The organism is Pelagibius sp. (assembly GCF_028289705.1).
Classification (GTDB): Bacteria; Pseudomonadota; Alphaproteobacteria; order Kiloniellales; family Kiloniellaceae; genus Pelagibius.
In genome coordinates this window covers 1-23,848 of the sequence record NZ_JANQOI010000072.1, presented here as the reverse complement: position 1 = coordinate 23,848, position 23,848 = coordinate 1, and the positions used below count along the sequence as shown (strand labels likewise).

20 protein-coding genes are annotated in these 23,848 nt (G+C 67.3%); 12 read left to right on the top strand and 8 right to left on the bottom strand.

Annotation, left to right across the window (positions count from 1 at the left end; genetic code table 11):
- Nucleotides 1-43 precede the first annotated feature (43 nt).
- Nucleotides 44-1,285 carry an N-acetylmuramoyl-L-alanine amidase gene (locus tag Q0996_RS08740; RefSeq protein WP_299617745.1) on the bottom strand — a complete coding sequence of 414 codons (1,242 nt, stop codon included), beginning with the start codon at nucleotides 1,283-1,285 and terminating at the stop codon, nucleotides 44-46.
- Between the two features lie 647 nt (nucleotides 1,286-1,932).
- On the opposite strand from Q0996_RS08740, the gene Q0996_RS08735 reads away from it, so the two are divergent.
- The gene (locus tag Q0996_RS08735; RefSeq protein WP_299617743.1) at nucleotides 1,933-4,845 is read left to right on the top strand and encodes a ribonuclease E/G; all 2,913 of its coding nucleotides are present in this window, start codon (nucleotides 1,933-1,935) and stop codon (nucleotides 4,843-4,845) included.
- 147 nt (nucleotides 4,846-4,992) lie between these two features.
- Here the strand turns inward: Q0996_RS08735 and Q0996_RS08730 are convergent, their stop codons facing one another.
- On the bottom strand, nucleotides 4,993-6,162 hold the full coding sequence (locus Q0996_RS08730) for a pyridoxal phosphate-dependent aminotransferase (RefSeq protein ID WP_299617740.1): 1,170 nt from the start codon (nucleotides 6,160-6,162) through the stop codon (nucleotides 4,993-4,995).
- 37 nt (nucleotides 6,163-6,199) lie between these two features.
- Nucleotides 6,200-7,774: a gamma-glutamyltransferase gene (locus Q0996_RS08725; protein WP_299617737.1), complete on the bottom strand. Its 1,575-nt coding sequence runs from the start codon at nucleotides 7,772-7,774 to the stop codon at nucleotides 6,200-6,202.
- Nucleotides 7,775-7,850: 76 nt separating this feature from the next.
- Here Q0996_RS08725 and Q0996_RS08720 point away from each other — a divergent pair, with 76 nt between their 5' ends.
- The 6 genes from Q0996_RS08720 (at nucleotide 7,851) to aat (ending at nucleotide 13,593) form a co-directional block, all read left to right on the top strand.
- Nucleotides 7,851-9,200, top strand: a complete 1,350-nt coding sequence (locus tag Q0996_RS08720; RefSeq protein ID WP_299617735.1) for a M48 family metalloprotease — start codon at nucleotides 7,851-7,853, stop codon at nucleotides 9,198-9,200.
- A gap of 173 nt (nucleotides 9,201-9,373) precedes the next feature.
- A complete protein-coding gene (locus Q0996_RS08715; protein WP_299617759.1) occupies nucleotides 9,374-10,138 on the top strand; it encodes a DsbA family protein in 765 nt (254 codons plus the stop codon).
- A gap of 143 nt (nucleotides 10,139-10,281) precedes the next feature.
- Entirely contained in the window at nucleotides 10,282-10,740 is a 459-nt protein-coding gene (aroQ, locus tag Q0996_RS08710; protein ID WP_299617733.1) for a type II 3-dehydroquinate dehydratase, read from the top strand.
- Entirely contained in the window at nucleotides 10,740-11,195 is a 456-nt protein-coding gene (accB, locus tag Q0996_RS08705; protein WP_299617731.1) for an acetyl-CoA carboxylase biotin carboxyl carrier protein, read from the top strand. The genes aroQ and accB overlap by 1 nt, the downstream gene beginning before the upstream one ends.
- A gap of 13 nt (nucleotides 11,196-11,208) precedes the next feature.
- Nucleotides 11,209-12,552: an acetyl-CoA carboxylase biotin carboxylase subunit gene (gene accC / locus Q0996_RS08700; protein WP_299617729.1), complete on the top strand. Its 1,344-nt coding sequence runs from the start codon at nucleotides 11,209-11,211 to the stop codon at nucleotides 12,550-12,552.
- 390 nt (nucleotides 12,553-12,942) lie between these two features.
- Nucleotides 12,943-13,593, top strand: a complete 651-nt coding sequence (aat, locus tag Q0996_RS08695) for a leucyl/phenylalanyl-tRNA--protein transferase (RefSeq protein WP_299617727.1) — start codon at nucleotides 12,943-12,945, stop codon at nucleotides 13,591-13,593.
- Here aat and Q0996_RS08690 read toward each other — a convergent pair.
- From Q0996_RS08690 to Q0996_RS08670, 5 genes are all read right to left on the bottom strand, one after another.
- Nucleotides 13,527-13,913, bottom strand: a complete 387-nt coding sequence (locus tag Q0996_RS08690; protein WP_299617725.1) for a DUF2155 domain-containing protein — start codon at nucleotides 13,911-13,913, stop codon at nucleotides 13,527-13,529. The two genes, aat and Q0996_RS08690, sit on opposite strands and share 67 nt — an antisense overlap.
- A gap of 19 nt (nucleotides 13,914-13,932) precedes the next feature.
- Nucleotides 13,933-14,172 (bottom strand): hypothetical protein, encoded by a 240-nt coding sequence (locus Q0996_RS08685; protein ID WP_299617723.1) that lies wholly within the window; start codon nucleotides 14,170-14,172, stop codon nucleotides 13,933-13,935.
- A 68-nt stretch (nucleotides 14,173-14,240) separates the two neighbouring features.
- Nucleotides 14,241-15,020 (bottom strand): trans-aconitate 2-methyltransferase, encoded by a 780-nt coding sequence (locus tag Q0996_RS08680; protein WP_299617721.1) that lies wholly within the window; start codon nucleotides 15,018-15,020, stop codon nucleotides 14,241-14,243.
- A 14-nt stretch (nucleotides 15,021-15,034) separates the two neighbouring features.
- Nucleotides 15,035-15,505, bottom strand: a complete 471-nt coding sequence (gene mlaD, locus Q0996_RS08675) for an outer membrane lipid asymmetry maintenance protein MlaD (RefSeq protein ID WP_299617719.1) — start codon at nucleotides 15,503-15,505, stop codon at nucleotides 15,035-15,037.
- 85 nt (nucleotides 15,506-15,590) lie between these two features.
- The gene (locus Q0996_RS08670) at nucleotides 15,591-15,968 is read right to left on the bottom strand and encodes an NADH:ubiquinone oxidoreductase subunit NDUFA12 (protein ID WP_299617717.1); all 378 of its coding nucleotides are present in this window, start codon (nucleotides 15,966-15,968) and stop codon (nucleotides 15,591-15,593) included.
- Nucleotides 15,969-16,214: 246 nt separating this feature from the next.
- Here Q0996_RS08670 and Q0996_RS08665 point away from each other — a divergent pair, with 246 nt between their 5' ends.
- The 5 genes from Q0996_RS08665 to Q0996_RS08645 form a co-directional block, all read left to right on the top strand.
- Nucleotides 16,215-17,129 carry a YHYH protein gene (locus Q0996_RS08665; protein ID WP_299617715.1) on the top strand — a complete coding sequence of 305 codons (915 nt, stop codon included), beginning with the start codon at nucleotides 16,215-16,217 and terminating at the stop codon, nucleotides 17,127-17,129.
- Between the two features lie 69 nt (nucleotides 17,130-17,198).
- Nucleotides 17,199-18,215 carry a DUF6352 family protein gene (locus Q0996_RS08660; RefSeq protein WP_299617713.1) on the top strand — a complete coding sequence of 339 codons (1,017 nt, stop codon included), beginning with the start codon at nucleotides 17,199-17,201 and terminating at the stop codon, nucleotides 18,213-18,215.
- Nucleotides 18,212-19,114: a DMT family transporter gene (locus Q0996_RS08655; protein WP_299617711.1), complete on the top strand. Its 903-nt coding sequence runs from the start codon at nucleotides 18,212-18,214 to the stop codon at nucleotides 19,112-19,114. The genes Q0996_RS08660 and Q0996_RS08655 overlap by 4 nt, the downstream gene beginning before the upstream one ends.
- The gene (locus tag Q0996_RS08650) at nucleotides 19,111-20,250 is read left to right on the top strand and encodes a saccharopine dehydrogenase family protein (RefSeq protein ID WP_299617709.1); all 1,140 of its coding nucleotides are present in this window, start codon (nucleotides 19,111-19,113) and stop codon (nucleotides 20,248-20,250) included. Before Q0996_RS08655 ends, Q0996_RS08650 begins: the two co-directional genes overlap by 4 nt.
- 352 nt (nucleotides 20,251-20,602) lie before the next feature.
- A partial coding sequence (locus Q0996_RS08645; RefSeq protein WP_299617707.1) for a vitamin B12-dependent ribonucleotide reductase occupies nucleotides 20,603-23,848 on the top strand: 3,246 nt, incomplete at its 3' end.

The window sequence follows — 23,848 nt, the reverse complement described above, 5'->3', positions numbered from 1 at the left end:
CCCGGAAGCCTCTGAGAAAACATAGTCCTCAAATGTGGCAAGCCTATGATCGGCTTGCCGAACTCTGACGGCCGAAAAATCTGTCGATGGCCCTGGTAACCGATACGACTACCTTATCCCGGTGGGCCCGGCTACGCAAAAGCCGCTCCTCCTGGCGGTTGGACATATAGCCGATCTCGAACAGCACCGAAGGCACGGTGGGGGACTTCAGCACCGCGAAGCCGGCGAAACGGTGGGTGTTGCGCAGCAGCTTCACGTCCTTGCCGACCTCCGCCACCAGGTCGTTGGCGAACTTCTTCGAGAGGTTCATGGTCTCGCGCTGGGCCAGGTCGATGAGGATGTCCCGCACGTCCCCGGTCTGCTCGCCGAGATTGACGCCGGCCAGCACGTCGGCGGCGTTCTCCGCCGCCGCCAGCGCAGCGGCTTCCTTGTCGGAGGCGGTCTCCGAGAGGGTGTAAACGGAGGCGCCGCGGATCTTGCCGGAGCGGTGGATATTGGCGTGCAGCGAGATGAAGAGGTCGCCCTTGGCGTTCTGGGCGAAGGCCACCCGCTCGCGCAGCTTCAGGAACACGTCGCGGTCGCGGGTCAGCACCGCCCGATAGCGTCCACTGGCGTCCAGCGCCGCCTTGAGGGCGCGGCCATAGTCCAGGGCGATATTCTTCTCGTAGGCGCCGGAGACCCCGATGGCCCCGGGATCGACCCCGCCGTGACCGGGGTCGATGACCACGATGGGCCGCGTGTCGGCGCGCTCCTTCTGGGGCGGCTTCAGCCGTGGCCGCGGCAAGGTGACCCCCAGGGCCGCCGACAGCGGCTCTCCCGAGCTCGCCGCGGTCGGCGCCTGCCCCGCTGCGGCGAAGTACTCGGTCCGGCTGACCTCCATGATGTCCACGACCAGGCGGTAGGGCTTGCCCTCGCGCGGCGGGATGATGAAGACCTTCTGCAGGTGGGTCGGCTTGGCGACGTCCAGCACCACACGGCTGGTCCCCGGCGCAAAGAGCCCGAAGCGCAGGCCGGTGATCAGCCCTTTTGGCTTCGGCTGGCGCTCGGCCGGCACCCGCCAGGTTACCTCCGGCAGGTCGACGACGACGCGGAAGGGGTCCGGCAGGGTGAAGACCCGGTAGGCCAGATCCTCGCTCAGTTCCAGGACGAAGCGGGTGCGCTCCGGGGTCTCGCCGATACGCGCGGCCTGGACTTCCGGCTGCGCGGCCACGGGCGACAAGCCGCCGGCCAGGCCGACGGCGAAGAAGAGGCACACAAAGATCAGCAGGCTGTGCCGAATCTTCATAACCCTTTCAACATATTGCGGCCCTTGGTGCCGCTGTCCCCAAGATATATCCCAAGCCCCCGGTCTCTGCCAGCGATAAGCGCAAGACCGGGCAAGTCCGGAAAGCGCTTATTGCAGCATTGCCCGCGCCCAGACAAGAGCGTAGGGTCTGCGCGGCTTTGGTCTCGGCCGGGCCGGGGCGGGACCGCGAATAGGGTCTGGCACGCCCTGGCGAGGCCTGATATCATTGTTTCAGCGGTTCTTTTTTGCCCTCCTGGCCTTTCTCTGAAAGCAGCATGGCAGAACGGCGGCGGACCCCATCTGGATGGTCGCGCCTGAATTGGGGACCGCAACACAAGAGCCCTGCGTTCGCCCATCTTCGCCGCATTGGCCGGCGGATGTGAGCGGGAACAAGGCTCCCCAAATTCCACGGCCCGGCCCCGCCCGACGATGGGAGGCGCCTGGGCCATCGGGGTGTCGACAGCGATTGTGCATGCCCATGGCTCTCATCGACCGTCGCCCCGAAAACGAAAGAATGCTCGTTCGCATGACGGTTCTGACAGCAGAAATGTCGACCAAGCGAGTTCCCAAGACCTTCGCGCCGCGGCCGGGAGGCAGGTACGCCGCCCCCAAGGACTCCGCGCTGCGCGTTCCGGAGTTTCCCTTTTATGGCAAAACGTATGCTTATCGATTCCAGCCACCCGGAAGAGACGCGGGTGGTTGTGTTGTCCGGCAATCGTGTCGAAGACTTCGACTTCGAGACGGCCTCCAGAAAACAGCTTAAAGGCAATATCTATCTCGCGAAGATCACGCGGGTAGAACCCTCCCTCCAAGCCGCCTTCGTCGACTACGGCGGAAACCGGCACGGTTTCCTGCCCTTCAGCGAAATCCATCCGGACTACTACCGCATCCCGGTGTCCGACCGGGAAGCCCTGCTGGCCGAGGAAGCGGCGCTCAGGTCCGAGCCCGCCGACGAGGTCTCCGACGACCTCGAGATCGAGGAAGACGTCCAAGAGACAGCGGCCGAGGAGGCTGGAGCCGACAGCGCCGATACGGAAGCGGGCGAGGAGCCCGCTGAGGACGCAGCGGATGCCGCCGCACCGGCGCTGTTTCCGCTGGCAGACGCAACCGAGGACGCTGACAGCGCCGCGTCCGACGAGCCGACCGAGGATAGTGAAGCCGCCGAAACGGCGCCTGAAGCGACCGAAGACGAGGCTCTGCAGGCCGACGGCGGGGAAGCAGCCGCGGAAGCGGCTGCCCCGGATGGCGCCGCCGCGGGGGCTGTAGCCAAGAACGGCGCGGGGCCCGAGGAAATCGACGCCGAGCAGAGCGTCGACACGGTGGGCGGCGACGAGGCCGAGGAAGCGGCACAGCGCCGCGCCAAGCTGCTGCGGCGCTACAAGATCCAGGAGGTCATCAAGCGGCGCCAGGTGATCCTGGTCCAGGTGACCAAGGAAGAGCGCGGCAACAAGGGCGCGGCCCTGACCACCTACCTCTCCCTGCCCGGGCGCTACTGCGTCCTGATGCCCAACACCAACAAGGGCGGCGGCATCAGCCGCAAGATCAGCAACCCGAGCGACCGGCGCCGGCTGAAGAAGATCCTCGGCGAACTGGAGATCCCGGAGGGTATCGCGGTCATCGTGCGCACCGCCGGCAGCCAGCGCACCAAGGTGGAAATCCGCCGCGACTACGAGTACCTGCTGCGGCTCTGGGACACCATCCGCCAGTCCACCCTGCAGTCCACGGCGCCCTCGCTGATCTACGAGGAAGCCAACCTCATCAAACGCGCCATCCGCGACCTCTACAGCCGCGACATGGACGAGGTCCTGGTCGACGGCGAGGAGGGCTACAAGGCGGCCAAGGACTTCATGAAGTCGCTGACGCCCAGCCATGCCCGCAAGGTCCAGCACTACAAGGACAAGGAAGTCCCGCTGTTCCAGCGCAGCCAGGTGGAAAACCAGCTCGATGCCATGCACTCCAACACGGTGCAGCTGCGCTCCGGCGGCTATCTGGTGCTGAACCAGACCGAAGCGCTGGTGGCCATCGACGTGAACTCGGGCCGCGCGACACGCGAGCGGCATATCGAGGAAACCGCGCTGAAGACTAACCTGGAAGCCGCCGAGGAGATCGGCCGCCAGTTGCGCCTGCGCGACCTGGCCGGCCTGATCGTGATCGACTTCATCGACATGGAGGACGGGCGCCGCAACCGGGAAGTCGAGCGGCGCCTGAAGGAGTCCCTGCGCACCGACCGGGCCCGCATCCAGCTCGGGCGCATATCGCCCTTCGGGCTTCTGGAGATGTCGCGCCAGCGGATGCGCCCCAGCCTGTTCGAAAGCTCCACCGAGGTCTGCCCTCACTGCGCCGGTGCCGGGCGGGTCCGTACGGTGGAATCCCTGGCCCTGCAGGTGCTGCGGCGCCTGGAGGAAGAAGGGCTGCGCGAGAGCGATGCCACCATCGTGGTGAGCGTGCCGACCCAGGTGGCGCTCTACATTCTCAACCGCAAGCGCGATCACCTGATCGCCATCGAGCAACGCCACGACTTCCGCATCGCCATCGAAGCGGACGATCAGCTTGCGACCGATGCCTTCGTCATCGAGCGTGACGGTGTGGTGGCGGAACGCCGCCGCACGGTCCAGGACGAGGGCCGGGAGGGCGACGGCGAGGACGGCGAACGCAAACGCGGACGCCGCCGCCGCAGCCGCCGCCGCAAGGACGAGGAGCAGCCTCTGGCCGCCGAGGAACAGGGCGGCGCGGCCGAGGCCGAAGCCGAGGACCGGGAGCCGGAGGATCGCCAGGCCGCCGAGGAGCAGGACGGCGACCGGCAGCGCAAGCGCAAGCGCCGCGGCAAGCGCGGCGGCCGCAATCGCTCACGCCGCCGTGGCGACGCCGGCGAGACCGAGACGGTCTCAGCGGCCGAAGGGTCCGACGAGGCTGAAGAAGCCGAAGCCGATACCGGGGGCGAGCCGGAAGCCGCCACGACCGATGAGGCGCCAGAGGCCGCCGCCGAAGGCTCTGTTGCGGATGATCGAACCGCCGAAGCCGGCCCGGAGGAGACGTCCCAGGAGGAGAAGCCGAAACGCCGGCGCAGCCCGCGGCAACGGCGCGGTGGCCGGAGAAGCGAGGCCGCCGCTGAAGACGCGGGCTCCGAAGAAACCGCCGAAGCTGCGGCGGAGACAGAGGAGCGTCCGCAGCGCGGAGGCCGGCGCCGCGGCACAGGCCGCAGCCGCGGCACTCGGGGCGGCGCGCGCAAGAGCGCCGGGACCGAGGCCCCCGAGGAGGGTCAAAGCGATGCCTCGGCCGCCGCGCAGCCCGAGGGTCCCGCAAACGGGGCATCGGACGAGACGCCGTCCGAGCCCTTTGCCCCTGCGCGGCCCGAACCGGCCCAGACGGATCTGTCTCAAGCCGATACGCCGCCGGCAGCGATCGTCGCGGACGATCCCAAGGTGGTGATCGAGCCGGCCACCCCCGCCACGGCGGCAGCGGCGGGAGAGCCCGCAGGCTCCGCCATGCAGCCGTCGCCCGAGGATGACGACAAGGGCGACCAGCCCAAACGCCGCGGCTGGTGGAACCGCTTTATCTGATGCCCGCCGGTGCGGCGTAGATCGCGCCGGAGCCGCAGCTCAAGACCAGAGGCCCCGCCGCACCGGCGGGGCCTTTGTTTTCTCGGTAGGTCTTTCGGGGCATAGAGCGTTTTCGACTTGCGTCGAATCGGCACCGGCCCGCTGCCGTCAAAACATGAAAGACTCAGCCCGGGGAATCCAGGCCTGCAGGCGCCGCGCGGCCTCGGCCATCTCCGCCTCACGCCCGGCAAAGGAAAAACGCAGGAAATGGTGGCCACGCTCCGGGTCGAAGTCGACGCCCGGGGTCGCGGCAACGCCGATCTCTGCCAGCATCCGCCGGCAGAAGTCCTCGCTGTCGTTGGTCAGCGCCGTGACATCGGCATAGATGTAGAAAGCGCCGTCGGCCGGCGCCAAACGGTTCAGGCCCGCCTTCGGCAGCTCTTCGAGCAGCAGCGCGCGGTTGCGGGCATAGGCGGCGACATAGCCGTCGAGCTGTTCGCCGCAGTCGAAAGCGGCCTCACCGGCAAGCTGCGACAGACAGGGCGGAGAGATGAACAGGTTCTGCGCCAGACACTCCACGGGCCGCAAGAGCTCGTCCGGCAGCACCATCCAGCCGAGGCGCCAGCCGGTCATCGAGAAGTACTTCGAGAAGCTGTTGATGACCACGGCCTTATCGGTGAAGGACAGCGCGGTCACGCCCGGCTGCGCATAGCAGATCCCGTGGTAGATCTCATCGGAGATCAGCCTGATCCCGGCGGCCTCGCAGTAGTCGACGAGGGCGCGCATCTCGGCCTCCCCGACCATGGTGCCGGCCGGGTTGGAGGGCGAAGCCAGGATCAGCCCGGCGGGCGGCGCCGGCAGCCGGTCGAGCAAGTCCGGCGTCGGCTGGAAGCGGTGCTCAGCCTCCGCCGGCAGCAGCACCGGCTCGACGCCAAGGCTCGACAGGATGTTGCGGTAGGCCGGGTAGCCCGGCGCCGCCAAAGCGACCCGGTCGCCGGGCTCGAAGGCGGACAGAAAGGCCAGCAGGAACCCGCCGGAGGACCCGGTGGTCACCATCACGCGTTGCGGATCCAGCTCGCAGCCGTACCACTCGCCGTAGTGCCGGGCGATGCGCCGGCGCAGGCCCGGCAGGCCCATGGCGTCGGTATAGCCGATCAGGTGTTCGTCCAGTCCCCGCCGCGCCGCATCCAGAACGCCGTCCGGCGCCGGGGTGCCCGGCTGGCCCACCTCCAGATGCAGAACGTCACCGCCCGCGGCCTCCCGCTCGTTGGCGGCCCGCATCACGTCCATCACGATGAAGGGCGGAACCTTTCCGCGCGCGGCGACCTTCAGCGCCATTGCCGATCCGCCGTCATCCAAGCGCCGGCCGCAGCGTTCACTGAACTCTCACCGACAGGCCGAAGCCGCGGCTGTCGGTGCCGGACACGCAGTTGCGGTTGTCGAAGCGCAGGCCGGTCGGACAGTTGAAGGCATTGGCCCGGCCGACCCCCGGCTCCGGCTGCAGATCGTGGCCCCTTTGGCGCAGGGCGGCCAGCACGGCGGGATCGAGGTTCGGCTCATAGAATGTGATGTCGGGACCGGCGACGTTCACGAGGCGCGGCGCGGCGATGGCGTCGGCGACGGAGCCATCCGGCCCGCTGCCTTCCAGCATCACCCGCGTCAGGGCCGCTGGGGCCGCCAAGCCGCCAGTGGCGGTGGCGGCGAAGTAGACGGTCCCGTTGAGCGTATTGGAGATGATGGCGGCGCTCAGGCTGTTGGCCCCGGGCGTCGCCTCGCGCGGCACCAGGATGCCGGTTCCCGGGATCATCCGGCCGGCGCCGAACAGGCCGTTGATGGAAAAGCTGCAGACCACCGCGTTGCTCCAACTGTCGGCGACCACGAAACCGGCGGTGAAGGGATTGGATACGGGGCCCGGCGTCGTACCCTCCGCCACCGCCGCCTTGCTGTGCTGCCGGTCGCTGTAGCCGGCCAGCAGCAGCTCCAGATGGTCCTCCGACACCAGCGGTTCCACCGGTTGATCCCCGCGCCACAGCCAAGCGCTGCGCTGGGCGAAGGCCCGCTGGCCCGCCTCGGCCAGAAGGTGGGCCTTCTCGGCCTGGCTGGCCCCGCGATAGCTCTCGACCTCGCTCAGCATACCCCACATCTGGGCGCTCAAGAGGCCGCCGTCATTGGGGGGAAAATAGGCGAAGTTGTCGCCAAGGGGGATCGCCAGCGGTTCTCTGACTTGCGGAACCATCTGGCGCAGATCGTCGCTGGTGATGGGGTAGCCGGCCGCCTGCGCCGCCTCCACGAAGCGGGTGGCGAATGCACCGCCGTAGAGGTAGCCGGCGCCTTGGCGGCGCAGACCGGAAATCAGGCCCGAAAGCCCGGAGAGCACGATCTGGTCGCCTTCGCCGGCCAACTCGCCGGCCTTGTTGGACAGGGCAAGGCGCAGTTCGGGATCGGCGGAGACGAAGGCGGCGGCATCGGCGATATCCCTGGCGAAGGCCCGGCTCACGCTGTGACCCGAGCGGGTCAGGCGTTCCGCATCGGACAGCAGCAACTCCCAGCGCTGCAGCCCGTGGCGGGCGTGAAGCACCGCCATGGCCCGCGGTCCGGCCATTTGCAGGCGTCCGGGATCTGCCGGATCTGGCAGGAATTCGATGACCTCCACGCTGGGTTCGCGGTCGCGGTGGGCAAGGCCGCTGTTGTGGGCCAGGCACAGACCGCTGCCGGCGATACCGACCCGCGACGGCATGGTGGCGGTCATCGTGAAATACATGGCAACGGCGGCGTCGGCCGCCGATCCCCCGTTGCCCAGGACGTCTCGGCCGACCGTCACGGCACGGGGCTCGTCGCCCGCGACCATACCCGCAAAGCCCTCAACCGGCGCGATGACCCCCGGCTCCCGCCCGACCTCGCAGGCGGCAAGGATCAGCGCGGAAAATCCGGCCAGAACAAAGGCTTTCAACGCCGAAGGAGGCGGCTTGCGTTGAAATGCTTTATGGAGGTGGTTAGTTATGAATGTGAACGGCGAGAACAGACCAGTGCGCAAACCGCCAGTCCCTCTTCTGTTTGTTGTCATTCTCCTGCTCGGCGCGCTGCTGCCGCAGCGGGCGGACGCCGACCGACTCCGGCTGATCCGCGATGCGGAGATCGAAAGTATCATCCGCACCTACGCGACGCCACTGTTCCAGGCGGCCGGATTGAGCCCCCAGGGGATCAGGCTCTACCTGGTCCAGGACCGCAGCCTCAATGCCTTTGTCGCCGGCGGCCTCAACATGTTCATCAACACCGGGCTGCTGATGCAGGCCGAGCATCCCGGTCAGGTGATCGGCGTGATCGCCCACGAAACCGGCCACATCTCCGGCGGCCATCTGGCGACCCGGGGGACGGCGCTGGAGCAGACCCGCGGAGCCCTGATCGCGACCTATCTGCTGGGTATCGGTGCCGCTCTGGCAACCGGTGAAGGCGGTGTCGGCGCCGCGGTCATCTCCGGCGGGCAGGACGTCGCCCTCAGGGGGCTGCTGCAATACACCCGAACGCAGGAGAGCTCGGCGGACCAGGCCGCGGTCACCCTGCTGCAAGCCACCGGCCAGTCGCCGCGCGGCCTGCTGGAATTCATGGAAAAGCTGAAGGGCCAGGAGGTCCTGCTCACCAACAACCAGGACCCCTACCTGCGCACCCACCCGCTGACCCAGGAGCGCATTACCTTCCTCGAGAATGCCCTGCGCCAGTCGCCCTATGCCGACACCCCGCCTTCGGCGGAGCTGGTGGTCATGCACGACCGCATGCGCGCCAAGCTGATCGGCTTTCTCCAGGCTCTGGGGCAGGTCTTGCGGGTCTACCCGGAGGAAGACACCAGCCTGCCAGCCCGCTATGCCCGGGCGATTGCATACTATCGTGTGCCAGACATCGAGCAGGCGCTGGGCGAGATCGACGGGCTGCTCGCAGAGGCGCCGGGCGATCCCTATTTCCGCGAGCTAAAGGGGCAGATGCTGCTGGAGCACGGCCGGGTTGCCGAAGCGCTGCCGGAATACCAGGCCGCCGCGAACGCCCTGCCCGACGCGCCGCAGATCCGCCAGGCCCTGGCCAAGGCCCAGATCCAGTTGGACGACCGCGAGATGGATCGGGCGGCGCTCTCCAATCTCGCCGAGACCCTGCGTCAGGAGCCCAACAACCCCTCCGCCTGGCGGCTCGCCGCCGTGGCCCACGGCCGGCTTGGCGATCAGGGCATGACCGCCCTCGCCCTGGCAGAAAGCGCGCTGGCGCGCGGCAGATTCGCCGAGGCCCGCGACCGGGCCAATCATGCGATCGGCCTGCTGGAGGAGAACTCGGCCTCCTGGCTGCGCGCGCAGGATCTGAAGAACGAGGCGGAGCGGCGCCTCGATAAATAGTGGTGAAATTCCTGTGATTTGCCTGGCGCGACCGCAAGGCGTATCACACATGCTCACCGGGGCCGGTCCTTGATGGCCGGTCAGACGACCGATCAACAGCCGGCAACCGTCACGGGGATCGAGGCGCTATGACTTCTAAACGACTGGCCTTTAAAGGAAATCTCCGTTTCTTGGTGGGCGCCTTGCTGGCCCTGGCGGTCATTGTGCAGGGCGACCGGCAGGCCGCCGCCCAGGACGCCGCAGGAAACGCCGCCGAGAACGCCACCTCGCTTGACCCGAAGCAGACCGAAGCCATTCAGGAGCTGGTGCGCGATTACCTTCTGCAGAACCCCGAGGTCATCGTTGAGGCGCTGGAGATCTACCAGCAACGCCAGCGCCTGGCGGAGGCCGAGCGCCAGCGCGCGGCCCTGCTGGCCGCGCAAGACAGCCTGAAGAACGATCCCGCCTCGCCGGTGCTGGGGAACCCCGATGGCGATATCACGGTGGTCGAGTTCTTCGACTATCGCTGTCCCTATTGCCGGCAGGTGGCCGGTGCCCTGCAGGAGCTGGTCGCCGAAGATCCCAACATCCGCCTGGTGATGAAGGAGTATCCGATCCTCAGCGAGGACTCGGTGAATGCCGCCCGCGCCGCCCTGGCCGCGGTCCGGCAAGACGGCTACGAGCGGTTCCATTTCGCCCTGATGGAGCGCGGCGGAACGATGAGCCAGGCGGAGGTCACCTCGGTGGCGCAGTCCGTCGGGCTCGACGTCGAGCAACTGCTGCGCGATATGCGCTCACCGGAGATCGAAGCGGCCTTGCGGCGCAACTATGCCCTCGCCGAGAGCATCGGCGTGACCGGAACGCCCGCGATGGTGATCGGCACCACCCTGGTGCCCGGCGCGGTCGATCTGAACCGCTTGCGCGCCCTGGTGGCGGAGGCACGCGCTCAGGCAAGCTGAGCCGCTGCCCGACCGGCGGAAAGCAAGGCAAGCGCCCTACCCCCGGACGTCCCGCGCCGGATTTCCCATCGACCAAGAGGCGATTGCACGCTCACGCTCGCCTATGTTAACGCTTGTGCGACTTCATCATTGGGAAAGCACTGGTGGCGAGAGCGCCGAAGGTTCTCATCCTGAACGGCCCCAACCTGAACATGCTCGGTAGTCGCGAACCCGATGTCTATGGCCGCGAAAGCCTGTCGGACATCGAGGAGAAGTGCCGTAAGCATGGGGCGGACAAGGGCCTGTCCGTGGAATGCCGGCAATCGAACAGCGAAGGAACGCTGATCGACTGGATTCAGGCTGCCCGCGACAGCCATGACGGCCTGGTGCTCAACCCCGGCGGATATTCGCACAGCTCGATTGCGATCATGGATGCGCTGCTGGCCGTGCAACTGCCCTTGATCGAAGTGCACCTCTCCAACATCCACCGGCGTGAGGCCTTCCGGCATCACTCCTACATTTCAAAGGTGGCGGACGCTGTTCTCTGCGGCCTCGGGGCCCAGGGATATCTGGTGGCCTTGGATGCCCTGGCGCTGCGCCTGAACGCACAGCAAGAGACGTGATGGCGAAGTTCGAAGTGAATGAGGAGTTGGTCCGCAAGCTTGCCGACCTGTTGCAGGAAACCGGACTCAGCGAGATCGAGTACGAGGTCAACAACCATCGGATCCGGGTCGCCAAGAGCGCCGGTGCCGTGGTCGCGGCGGTGCCCGGGCCCGTGGCGCCCTGCGCGCCTGCGGCCCCGGGCGCGCCCGTTGCACCAACCGCCGCGCCCGACGCGATCCCGCCCGGCGCCGTCACGGCGCCCATGGTGGGCACCGTCTATGTCGCCAGCGAGCCGGGATCGCCCCCCTTCGTAAAGGTCGGCGACCAGGTCCAAGAAGGCCAGACACTGCTGATCATCGAGGCGATGAAGGTGATGAACCCGCTGGCCTCGCCGCGCGCCGGGACCGTCAAGCAGGTGCTGGTCAGCGACGGCCAGCCCGTCGAGTACGGCGAGCCCCTGTTGGTCATCGAATAGGCCGCCGGCGGAGATGTTCGAGAAGATTCTGATCGCCAATCGTGGCGAGATTGCCCTGCGCATTCACCGCGCCTGCCGGGAGATGGGCATCCAGACCGTCGCGGTCCATTCCACCGCCGACGCCGATGCCATGCACGTCCGGCTGGCCGACGAGAGCGTCTGCATCGGCCCGGCGCCCAGCAAGGACAGCTATCTCAACATTCCCGCCATTCTCTCCGCCGCCAACATCACCGGGGCCGAGGCGATCCATCCGGGGGTCGGCTTCCTCTCCGAGAATGCCGACTTTGCCGCCATGGTGGAGGAGCACGGCCTGGTCTTCATCGGCCCGACGCCCGATCACATCAGTCTGATGGGCGACAAGGTCGCGGCAAAGAAGGCGGCTGAAGACCTGGGCATACCCGTCGTTCCCGGCTCCGATGGAGCCGTCGATACCGCCGAGGAGGCCCGCAGCATTGCCGAGCGGATCGGCTATCCGGTTCTGATCAAAGCAACCGCCGGCGGCGGCGGACGCGGCATGAAGGTGGCGCAGAACGCCGACGAGCTTGAAGAAGCCTACCGTCTGGCGCGCAACGAGGCCAAGAGCGCCTTCGGCAACGACATCGTCTACATGGAGAAGTACCTGGCCCGCCCACGCCATATCGAGGTGCAGTTGCTGGCCGACGGACAGGGCGGCTCGATTCACATGGGCGAGCGCGACTGCTCCTTGCAGCGACGGCACCAGAAGGTTTTGGAAGAGGCGCTGTCCCCGGCGCTGAATGCCGCCGAGCGCTCCGCCATCGGTGACAGGGTCTCGGAAGCGATGCGCAATCTCGGCTACCGCGGCGCCGGGACCATCGAGTTCCTCTATGAGAACGGTGAATTCTACTTCATCGAAATGAACACCCGCATTCAGGTCGAGCATCCCATTTCAGAGGCGATTACCGGCATCGACCTGGTGCGCGAGCAGATCCGCGTCGCAGCCGGCCTGCCGCTCGACATCGAGCAGAGCGACATCAAGTTTTCCGGACACGCGATCGAGTGCCGCATCAACGCCGAGAACCCGGAGACCTTCATGCCCTCGCCGGGGCGGGTGACCGACTACCACGCCCCCGGCGGCCTCGGCGTCCGGGTGGATTCGGGGCTCTACGCCGGCTACCGCATACCGCCGACCTACGACAGCCTGATCGCCAAGCTGATCGTCCATGGCCAGACCCGCAACGAGTGCCTCATGCGGCTGCGCCGGGCCCTGGAGGAGTTCGTCATCGTCGGCGTCGACACCTCGATCCCCCTGCATCAGCGCCTGATCGGCGCCCAGCCCTTCATCAACGGCGACTACGACATCCACTGGCTGGAAAAGTTCGTCGCCGGCACCGCCTGAGAGCGCCCAAACCATCGGCAGTCCGGTTTAGCGTGCCAGCGCGCAAACAGGCGGTCATCGAGCGTGTTCCTCACCCCCCTCCCAACCTCCCCCCGTCAAGGGGGGAGGAGATTCTTTGAGCCGCTTCAATAGCTTCCCCCTCCCCCTTCGACGGGGGAGGGCTGGGGTGGGGGTGACAACTTCTCAACCGCAAGCCGTCTGTCATGGCGCTTTCAAATTCCAGTTCTGCGACCACTCCCTTGGCTCTGGCGCCTTGCAAAACAATCCTCTCTGCCAATCAGAAAAAAGACAAACCGGATACCACTGACTCAGGCCCGATCGTGACAATTTGTTTGCCTGCAGCCTTGGCCGATTGATCGCCCGATCCGAGGGCGGCTATCATTCAGCGCCATGCAGTTGACGCCGGATCTCTTGCTGCGCGCCTATGCCATCGGGATCTTTCCGATGGCTGAAAGCCGGCTGGATCCGGAACTGCATTGGATCGATCCGGACATGCGCGGCATCCTGCCGCTGGACGGGCTGCATGTGCCGCGCAAGCTGCGCCGCCGGCTGCGCCAGCGCCAGCTCCAGGTGCGCTGCAACACCGCCTTTCATGACGTCATCCAGGGCTGCGCCGAACCGGCGGAAAACCGCCCCGATACCTGGATCAATCCGGTGATCGAGCGGCTCTACAATCAACTGCACGAGATGGGCTTCGCCCACTCGGTCGAGTGCTGGGAAGACGAGCGGCTGGTCGGCGGCCTCTACGGCGTGGCTCTGGGCGGCGCCTTCTTCGGGGAGAGCATGTTCAGCCGCACCAGCGACGCCAGCAAGGTTGCCCTGGTCCACCTGGTATTGCGGCTGCGGCGCAGCGGCTTCCGCCTGCTCGACACCCAGTTCAACACCCCCCACCTCAGCCGCTTCGGCGTGGTGGAGATCCCGCGCGAGGACTATCGCAAGCTGCTGACCAAGGCAGTCTCGGCGAAGGCGGAGTTCTACTCCGGCTTTATCTCTTCCTCGGAGCTGGAGTCCTTCCTGCAGTCCACCACCCAGACGTCGTAGACCGGGTGCTCCAGGGCGGAGATCGCCGGGCTGGAAGCGAACATCCAGCCGGTGAAAAGCGCGACCTCGGGAGAATCCGGCCGGATATCGACGATCTCCAGGAAGGCGGCGCTTTCCGGTGTCTCCTCCGGCGGTTTCTTGTCGCAGGCGCGCGCCACGATCTGCAGCGAGCCGAAACGCACCGCCTCGTTCAGCGGCGCCTCGAAGGTGGAAATCCGCGCCGTGATCTTGTCCAGGCCCTGGAGGACTGCCGCCGCAGCAACTGCCGTACCGGGAGACCCGGCAAGCGCGGCGAGGAGAACGACCGGAAGGGCTTTCACGCCGTGGCGCACGGTAACCTCAAGGCTTGCGGCCGCGGTAGGGGTTGTCGAGGGAGCGGACGAGGTTTATCAGCACCTTGCGCAATTGCGCTTCGTCGCAGCCCATCAGGATGCCGTCTTCCAGGGCGTCCTGTGCCATGTCGCGGATCTCCTCGAGGTTCTCGTTGAGGACCTTGATCTTCTCGCGGCAGGACAACGGCGCGCCGTCGGGCTGCAGCCACACGGGGATCTCGAACTTTTCGCCATCTGCTGCCGACACGGATCGCACCTCAACAGAGAAATCCTGCCAAAGACTTAAGCTTTGCAGCCGGCAGGCGCAAGCCGCGGTCACACGGCTTCGAGCCGGGCCGCGAAGCGCAGCCTGACGTAGTCCGCCGACCAGCGCCCCTCTTCATCGCAGAGCTGCGGGCGCAGCGTCTCGGTCACCTCGGCGATGAGTGCCGGCCGTTCGCCCGCCGGAACCTGCTTCAGGAAGGATTCGGCAAAAGTCTCCAGCCAGCCGCCCATTTCCCCCGGCAGCGGTGTCGGTCGGGGAATCAGCGCGATGGAGGAAACCGCGAAACCGGCGGCCGCCAATCGCCCCTGATAGTCCTCCGGCGTCGGAAAGTACCAGGGAAAGGCGCTCTGCGGGTCCAGGCCCCGCGCCTCGAGGACGGCGAAGAGCGCCGCGACAATGGCCGCGACGTTGCCCGCGCCCCCCATCTCCGCGACGAAGCGGCCGCCGGGCTTGAGCGCACGGGCCACGCCGCGCAAGACCGCATCGGGATCGAGCATCCAGTGCAGCGCGGCGTTGGAGAGCACGGCATCGAACTCGGCGTCGAAGTCCAGCGTCTCGGCGTCCATGACCCGGGCGTCGAGGCCGCGCTCACGGGCGGCGGCGACCTGCTCCGGCGAGGCGTCGACACCGACCACGGCCGCGCCGGCATCCACGAGTTTGGCGGTGAGTGCGCCCTCACCGCAGCCGAGGTCGAGAATACGCTCACCGGGCCGCGGATCGAGCAGGTCGATCAGCGGCGCCCCCAGTTCGGCCACGAAGCCGGCGTTTCTGTTGTAGCGCTGCGGGTCCCAGTGCTGAGCCGGCCCGCTGTCGCGACTCTCGCCCGACATGGCGCGGCTGGCCGCTACTGGCCGCCCTCCGAGGAGCCGGCTTCCGCGGCGCTGAAGATGAAACGGCCCAAGAGGTCGACGACATTGATGGAGCCCTGGGCGTATTGAATCCGCCCGCCGTCACTCAGATAGTCTTCCTCGCCGCCCGGCTCCAGGGCCACGTAGTTGCCGCCAAGCAGGCCTTCGGGAATGATCCGCGCCGAGGTGTCGCTGGGAAGCTTGATGCGCTCGTCGATGCTGAGGGTCACCTCGGCGAAGTAGGTTTCGGCGTTGAGGCTCTGGCTGACCACCGTGCCGACCTTCACGCCGGCCATGCGCACATCGGTGCCGGTGACAAGGCCGGAGGCGTCGTCGAACTCCACCTTGAGTTCGTAGCCGCCGGCATTGGCGGAGATGGTCGTCGACTGAAAGGCGAAGACGACGAAGCCAATGGCCACCACCAGGACGATTGCGCCCATTACCGTCTCGATCATGTTCCTGCGCATGCTGGCAATCCTCTGGTTGGCTTAGGGGCTCCCCGCGCCTGCCGCTGAATGGCTTCAGCGGCCGGTCAACACTGCCGGATGTGGGTCAGTTCGGGGTCCAGGGTTCGTAGTCGCCGGTCGCCTTGTCGCGGCGCCCGCCCTGCAGGGCGTGGCCGGGCGGGCGATAGGCCTCCGGCGTGCCGGTCAGGTTCGGCTGGTGGTCCTTCTGCCAGGGGCGGCGCTCAGGCCCGCCCTCGGGCGGGATCTCGTCGGTCGTGTGGTGCAGCCAAGCATGCCATTCCGCCGGCACGCGGCTTGCTTCCACCTCGCCTTCGTAGATCACCCAGCGCTGCTCCCGGCGCAGCGAATCCTTGTGGGTACGGCCGCCGCCCTGGGCCCGGTAATAGCGGTTGCCCTGGCCGTCACGCCCGACCAACTCGCCGCGCAGCCAGGTGAATAGCCATGTGCCAATCGTCGTACCCATTGCCCAACCGTGTCTCTTGCCCGTTCAACCCCAATCCGCTCAGGCTGCCGCCGCCCCGACAGCGGCCAGACTATGGCACCCAGACCGGCGACAGTCCAGCCTTTGGGCCAGGGTCCCAAAGCCTCCGCGCAGACCATGGAGACGGTGTGAAATGCGGGCTAGAGTGCGGCCACGCGGGCAGCAGAGCATGAGGGCGGAATGACGGGATTCGGTAAAGGACGAGGATGCCGGCGGATCGCTTTGGCGATGGCGCTTGCCGGGCTGATGGGAAGCGCCAGCCTGAGCGTTTCGGCCCACGAGCGCCCGCTGGGCGATGGCAAGATCGCGGCCACGCCGAAGCAGGGCCATCTCCTGGCCTGTCAGACCCGGTTCAATCCAAACGCGCCGGGCGCCGCCCGCAGCGGCCCCTGGATCACCGGGGCCCGTTACGACCCGGCGGAGAAGCCGGTGGTCAGCGGTTCCGTCACCTGGCCCTCGGAAATCGCGATCACGCTCGAGGGCTCCGACAGGGTGATCCGCGCCAACAACCTGCCAAACCATCCGACCGGTGTCTTTCCCATCGCGCGCAGCGACGAGGCCTTTCGCTACGACCGCAACCCCAACCGCATAAGAGCGCAGGAGATCGTCCTGACCCTGCCGGCAGAACCGGCGATGGCGGCATCGCCGAGCTGTGTGCCCATGGGCATGATCGGCTTCGCCCTGAGCGGCGCGGCGATCTACAGCGCCGTCGACGCACGGGGCCGCGACGCGCCGGCCTATGAGATGCAGGACGCCTGCCAGGGCCACCCTCAGGAACGGGGCCAGTACCACTACCACGACCGCTCGGTCTGCCTGGACGACACGCGAGGCCAGCCGGGCGGGCACTCCGATCTGGTCGGCTACGCCCTCGACGGCTTTGGGATCTTCGGCCTCTACGGCGAAAACGGAGAGGCCCTGACGAACGGCGATCTGGACGCCTGCCACGGGCACAGCCACACGGTGATCTGGGACGGCGCGGCCAAGGCGATCTACCACTATCACCTGACGGACGAGTACCCCTACAGCATCGGCTGCTTTCGCGGCACGCCGGTGCGATCCGACCTCGCCGGCGAACGCCCGCCCCCGCCCCACGGCAGGCCGCCGCCACGGCGCGGCCAGCGCCCGCCACCCCCCGACCGTTGATAGGCCCGCGGCTGACCTGACGGCGCCCTGCCTGGACAGGCCCGGCCCGCAGCGCCTATAGAAGCGGCTATGCGCGATTTCTGGCAGGACTCCGGCTATCACCTTCTGACGCGGCGCGATGACGGGCTGCTCCAGGTCACCGACGACTTCCTCAGGGCCTACTTCCAGCGCCCGGAGGTCCGGCCGGTGCCGGAGTCCAACGCGGCCGAACGGGCCCTGCACGAGGCGCTGCTGCGCAACCCGCGCGAGGCGGTCTCGGAGGAGCGGCTGGCGGCCCTGGACGACGACGACGCCATCGAGAACTACCGTGTCGTGCTGGCCTTCCGCGAACGGCTGCTGGCGGCCGAGACGCTGGAGGACTGCTATCTGCGGATCTTCCTGTCGCCCGATGGCGTCACCCTGCCGCCGCTGTTCATCGACCAACTGGCCCATGTCATCGCGCGCGCCATGCTGGACGGCGAGGAGGACCCCCTGAAGCTCCGCGCGGCCGAGCTGTTCTTCCGCGCCCAGCAGGTCACCATCAACGACGGCGCCATCATGGCCGCCGATGCCGAGACGGTGGAGATGTTCGCCACCACCGGCGGCTTCGGCAGCCTCGGCCGGCTGGTCGCCGAGGCCCAAACGCCGCTCAGAACCGTCGAGCTGGACGTGGTCAACGAGACCAACGCGGAGATCTATTGGGAGCGCGCCAGCCGCTACGACACGGTCCTCAACCTGAACTTCGCCGGGGCCGGCCTCGACGCCTTCTGCCGGGTGCTCGAGACCTGGGTGCGGCACTTCCTGGACGTCGCGGTTTCCATCCAGCCGGTGCAGAAGATCAGCGACGAGCGCTGGGTCTGGCACATCGGCCTGGATGTTGATGCCAATCAGATCCTCAACGATCTCTACAACGGCGTCGAGGTGGGCGAAGGCCGGCTGGCGCGCCTGCTCTCCCTCTTCCGCATGGAGTTCCAGGACGCCTCGGTGGTCGCACCGGGCATCGCCGGCCGCCCTGTCTATCTGGCGCTTGCCATGGCCGAAGGCGGCAAGCTGCGCCTGAAGCCGCAGAACCTGCTGGTCAATCTGCCGCTGGCCGAACGCGCGTGAGCGCCGCCGCCGAGCAGCGGCCCCTCGGCCTCGGTGTCGCGCTGGCGCTCATCAGCGCCGGCAGCTTCGGCTTCATCATCTCCCTCGCCCGCCTGACCTACGAAGCGGGCAGCAACCCGCTGACGGTGATCTTCTTCCGCGCCCTGGTGCCGAGCCTCTTGTTGCTGGCCCTGCTGGCGCTACGCCGCCACCGCTTTGCCGTCCAGCCCGGCGCCTTCTGGCCGATGACCGGGGTGGTGATCGGCCAGTTGGGCATCGCACTCTGCTACCTCTCCGCCGTGGCCTACATTCCCGTCTCGCTGGCGGCGCTGGTGTTCTACGCCTATCCGCTGCTGGTCGCCCTCTTGATGGTGCTTTCCGGGCGCAGCGCGGCGGCCTGGCCCATGGTCCTCGCCTTTCTCGCCGCCTTCGCCGGGCTCGTCCTGGCGCTGGCACCCTCCTTCGCCGGGTTGGACCCCAGAGGCCTCGCGCTGGCCGGCGGCTCGACGCTTTCGGGGTTGCTGCTCTTCCTCTCCGCCGACCGGCTGCCGGGCCGGCAGGACGTGCTGGCCGTGGCCCTCTACGCCAACCTGGTCGCGGCGCTCATCGTCGGTCCCCTTGCCCTGGCGCTGGGGGTCTTTGCACTCCCCGCCAGCGGTCTCGGGTGGAGCTGCCTGGCCGGGGTCTGTCTCGGCTTCCTGGCCGCCTTCTTCTCCATGATCGGCGCCATCCGCTATGCCGGCGCGCTGAAGGCCGCCCTGGTCTTCAATCTCGAACCGCTGGTCGCCATCCTGAGCGCGATCCTTCTGCTGGGGGAAAGCCTCGACCTCACCCAGGCGCTCGGCGTCGCCCTGGTGCTGGCCGCCCTCACCGGCTTCACCCTCGCCGAGCGCCGGCAGCGGCAGTCGACCGGGACGTGACGGCGCCGCGCGTCCTGGTGATCGGCGGCTACGGCGTTTTCGGCCAGCGCCTCTGTGCGCGGCTGCTGAGGGGTCCGGCCATCGAACCGCTTGTGGCCGGGCGCAGCGCGGACCGAGCGGGCGCAGCCTCAAACGCGCTGAAACGGCAGTTTCCGGATCAGTCGGTCAAACCGCTGGCGGTCGACGCCACGGCGCCGCTTGCAGAGACCCTGAGAGACCTCCGTCCGCTGCTGGTGATCAACGCCGCCGGGCCCTTCCAGGAGCGGGACTACCGCGTCGCCGAGGCCTGCATCGCCGCCGGCTGTCACTACATCGATCTGGCCGACGGCCGGGACTTCGTCACCGGAATCACCCGCCTCGACGCGGCGGCCCGGGCCGCCGGCGTTCTGGTGGTGAGCGGTGCCAGCTCGGTTCCGGCGCTGAGCGCCGCCGCCGTCGATCACCTGCGCCGGGGGCTGACCCGCCTCGACAGCATCGCCATCGGGATCGCCCCCGGGAACCGCGCGCCGCGCGGCCGTGCCGTCGTCGAAGGGATTCTCGGCTACAGCGGCAAGCCCCTGCAGGTCTGGCAGGACGGCGCCTGGCAGCGCCGCTTCGGCTGGCAGGATCTGCGCCGGCGCAGCCTGCCGGGACTCGGCCCGCGCTGGTTCGCCACCTGCGACGTGCCCGACCTCACGCTCTTCCCGCAGCGCTATCCCGGGGTGCGAAGCGTCACCTTCCAGGCCGGCTTGGAACTCCCGCTCCTTCACCTCGGGCTCTGGGCCCTCACCTGGCCGGTGCGTTGGGGCCTCATCGGCAGTCTGCGTCCTCTTGCGGGCCCGCTGTTGGCCCTCGCCAAAGCCCTCGAACGCTTCGGCAGCGACCGCGGCGGCATGTTTGTCGAGGTGCAAGGCATGGATTCGCAGAACCGGCCCTGCCGCCGGCTCTGGTCGCTGCGCGCCGAGGCGGGCCACGGTCCCGCCATTCCGGTGGTGCCGGCGGCGATTCTCGCGGCCCGGATTCTCCGCGGAGAGACCCCGGAAAGCGGCGCCCGCCCCTGTCTCGATGTCTTCACCCTGGGCGAGTTCCAGGACAGCGTCAGCGACCTCGACATCTGCTTCTCTGAGGAGAACGAGAGGGCGCAATACGGCTTATAATTGAACTTCTCCGACAGCGCGGCAACCCGAAGCCAATCGGGAATAGAGAATTATCCCGCCGGTCTGATTCCGAGAAGCCCCGGACTCTGCGGATCTCCGGCCAGAGCATCCCCCGATCCCTGGCAGATTAACCTCTTGTTAACGCAAAATGTGGTGACCTCAGGCACATGTTGTGGTTTAATGATGTCGCGTCACAAGATATGGCAAATCTCAAGGATTTGCGGGGGTTTCAGGGGAATACCGTAACGTCGTGACCGGAAAGCTCTCGGGTTCTCCGGTCGCGAAGCATCCAGCCTCCTTGGGACGCGACACAGGACCATTTTGAGACCGTATTTAGATTGGAGATTACCGCATGCGGGTTGCGCGTCGTTTTACGGAAACTGGCACCGACGTCTACGACCAAATCGAGTTCCGCCGGACTTCGAGCGAAATCCGCAATCCTGACGGCTCCCTGGTGTTCCGGGCCGAGGACGTCGAGGTTCCTGTGAGCTGGTCTCAGGTGGCCTGCGACATCCTGGCGCAGAAGTATTTCCGCAAGCGTGGCGTGCCCCTGAAGGCGCGCCGCGTCGAAGAAGACAACGTGCCGTCTTGGCTGTGGCGGGCCGAGCCCGACCACGAGGCCATGGCCGACATCGCCGAGGAAGAGCGCTTCATCGGCGAGACCTCGGCCAAGCAGGTCTTTCACCGGTTGGCCGGCACCTGGGCCTACTGGGGCTGGAAGGGCGGTTACTTCGACGCCGAGGAGGACGCCCGCGCCTACTACGACGAGATGCGCTTCATGCTGGCCCGGCAGATGGCCGCGCCCAACTCGCCGCAGTGGTTCAACACCGGCCTCAACTGGGCCTACGGCATTGAGGGGCCGAGCCAGGGCCACCACTACGTCGATTTCTCCACCGGCGAGTTGACCCGCGCCGCCGGCGCCTACGAGCATCCGCAGCCCCATGCCTGCTTCATCCAGTCGGTCAAGGACGACCTGGTGAACGACAACGGCATCATGGACCTCTGGGTCCGCGAGGCGCGGCTGTTCAAGTACGGCTCCGGCACCGGCTCCAACTTCTCGGCGCTGCGCGGCGAGGGCGAACCGCTGTCCGGCGGCGGCCGCTCCTCCGGGCTGATGTCCTTCCTGAAGATCGGCGACCGCGCCGCCGGCGCCATCAAGTCCGGCGGCACCACCCGGCGTGCCGCCAAGATGGTCACCGTCGACCTCGACCACCCGGATATCGAGGCCTACATCAACTGGAAAGTGATCGAGGAGCAGAAGGTGGCGTCCCTGGTCACCGGCTCCAAGCTCTGTGACCGGCACCTGAACGCCATCATGCGCGCCTGCCACGGCTTCAAAGGGGATGAGGACGCCGCCCAGGACGACGCCTTCGAGCCGAAGAAGAACTTCGCCCTGAAGGCCGCCATCCGCTCGGCCCGCGCCGCCATGGTGCCGGAGAACTACGTCGCCCGGGTCATCCAGTTCGCGCGCCAGGGCTTCACCTCCATCGACTTCAAGACCTACGACACCGACTGGGACTCCGACGCCTATCTGACGGTCTCCGGCCAGAACTCCAACAATTCGGTGCGGGTGCCCAACGTCTTCATCGAGGCGGTCCTGAACGACGACGCCTGGAGCCTGATCCGCCGCACCGACCGCAAGGTGCACAAGAAGGTGAAGGCCCGGACGCTGTGGGATCAGATCTCCTATGCTGCCTGGGCCTGCGCCGATCCGGGGATGCAGTACGACACCACCATCAACGAGTGGCACACCTGCCCCGCCTCCGGCCGGATCAACGCCTCCAATCCCTGCTCGGAGTATATGTTCCTCGACGACACGGCCTGCAACCTGGCCTCGCTCAACCTCATGGCCTTCCGCCGCGGGTCCGAGGTCTTCGACTGCGAGGCCTATGAGCACGCCGTGCGGCTGTGGACCCTGACCCTGGAAATCGCCGTGCTGATGGCGCAGTTCCCGGCGCCGGAGATCGCCCAGCGCTCCTACGATTTCCGTACCCTGGGGCTCGGCTATGCCAACCTGGGCGGCCTGCTGATGGCCTCCGGCATCTCCTACGACTCCGAAGAAGGGCGCGCCCTCGCCGCCGCCCTGACCGCCGTGATGACCGGCGTCGCCTATGCCACCTCGGCGGAGATGGCCGAGGAGCTGGGGGCCTTCCCCGGCTATGAGCGCAACGCCGCCCACATGCTGCGCGTAATCCGCAATCACCGCCGCGCCGCCTACGGCCACCGCGCCGGCTATGAGGATCTCTCCATCGCACCGGTCGCCCTGGAGGCCCGCGCCTGCCCGGACAAGAGCCTCATCAAGGCGGCCAAGCAAGCCTGGGACAAGGCCCTCAACCTGGGCAAGCGCCACGGCTATCGCAACGCCCAGGCCACGGTGATCGCGCCCACCGGCACCATCGGCCTGGTGATGGACTGCGACACCACCGGCATCGAGCCCGACTTCGCCATCGTCAAGTTCAAGAAGCTGGCCGGCGGCGGCTACTTCAAGATCATCAACCGCACGGTACCGGAGGCGCTGCGCACGCTGGGCTACGGCGAGACCGAGATCGAGAGCATCATCCGCCATGCCGTCGGCCACGGCACGCTGGTCGACGCCCCGGTCATCAATCACGAGCGCCTGAAGGAGAAGGGCTTCACAGAGGCGGCGCTGCAGGCCCTGGAGGCAAGCCTCGCCTCGGCCTTCGACATCAAGTTCGCCTTCAACAAGTGGACTCTGGGCGAGGAGTTCTGCGTCAAGGCGCTGGGTTTCACTACAGAGCAGCTCGAAGACGTCTCCTTCGACATGCTGGCGGCTCTGGACTTCACCCGCGCCGAAATCGATGCCGCCAACGCCCACTGCTGCGGGGCCATGACCCTGGAGGGCGCGCCGGGGCTGAAGGACGAGCATCTGCCGGTGTTCGACTGCGCCAATCCCTGCGGGCGCCACGGCAAACGCTTCCTCTCCGTGGAAAGCCACATCCGCATGATGGCCGCCGCCCAGCCCTTCATCTCCGGCGCCATCTCCAAGACCATCAACATGCCCAATTCGGCGACGGTGGAGGACTGCAAGGACGCCTACATGCTGTCCTGGCGCCTGGGGCTGAAGGCCAACGCCCTCTACCGCGACGGCTCCAAGCTGTCACAGCCCCTGGCGGCGAGCCTCCTGGAGGACATCGCCGAGGACGATGCCGAACCCCTGGCCGAGCAGCTCGCCGAAGCCTCCGCCCCGCAGCGCGCGCAGATCGTCGCCGAGCGCATCATCGAGCGGGTGGTGGAGCGCGTCCAGGACCGCCGACGCCTGCCGCAGCGGCGCAAGGGCTACACCCAGAAGGCCATCGTCGGCGGCCACAAGGTCTATCTGCGCACCGGCGAGTACGAGAACGGCTCGCTGGGCGAGATCTTCATCGACATGCACAAGGAAGGGGCGGCCTTCCGCAGCCTCATGAACAACTTCGCCATCGCGATCTCCATCGGCCTGCAGTACGGCGTGCCGCTGGAGGAGTTCGTCGAGGCCTATACCTTCACGCGTTTCGAACCCTCGGGCATGGTCGAAGGCAACGACGCCATCAAGATGTCGACCTCCGTGCTCGATTACATTTTCCGGGAGCTGGCAATCTCC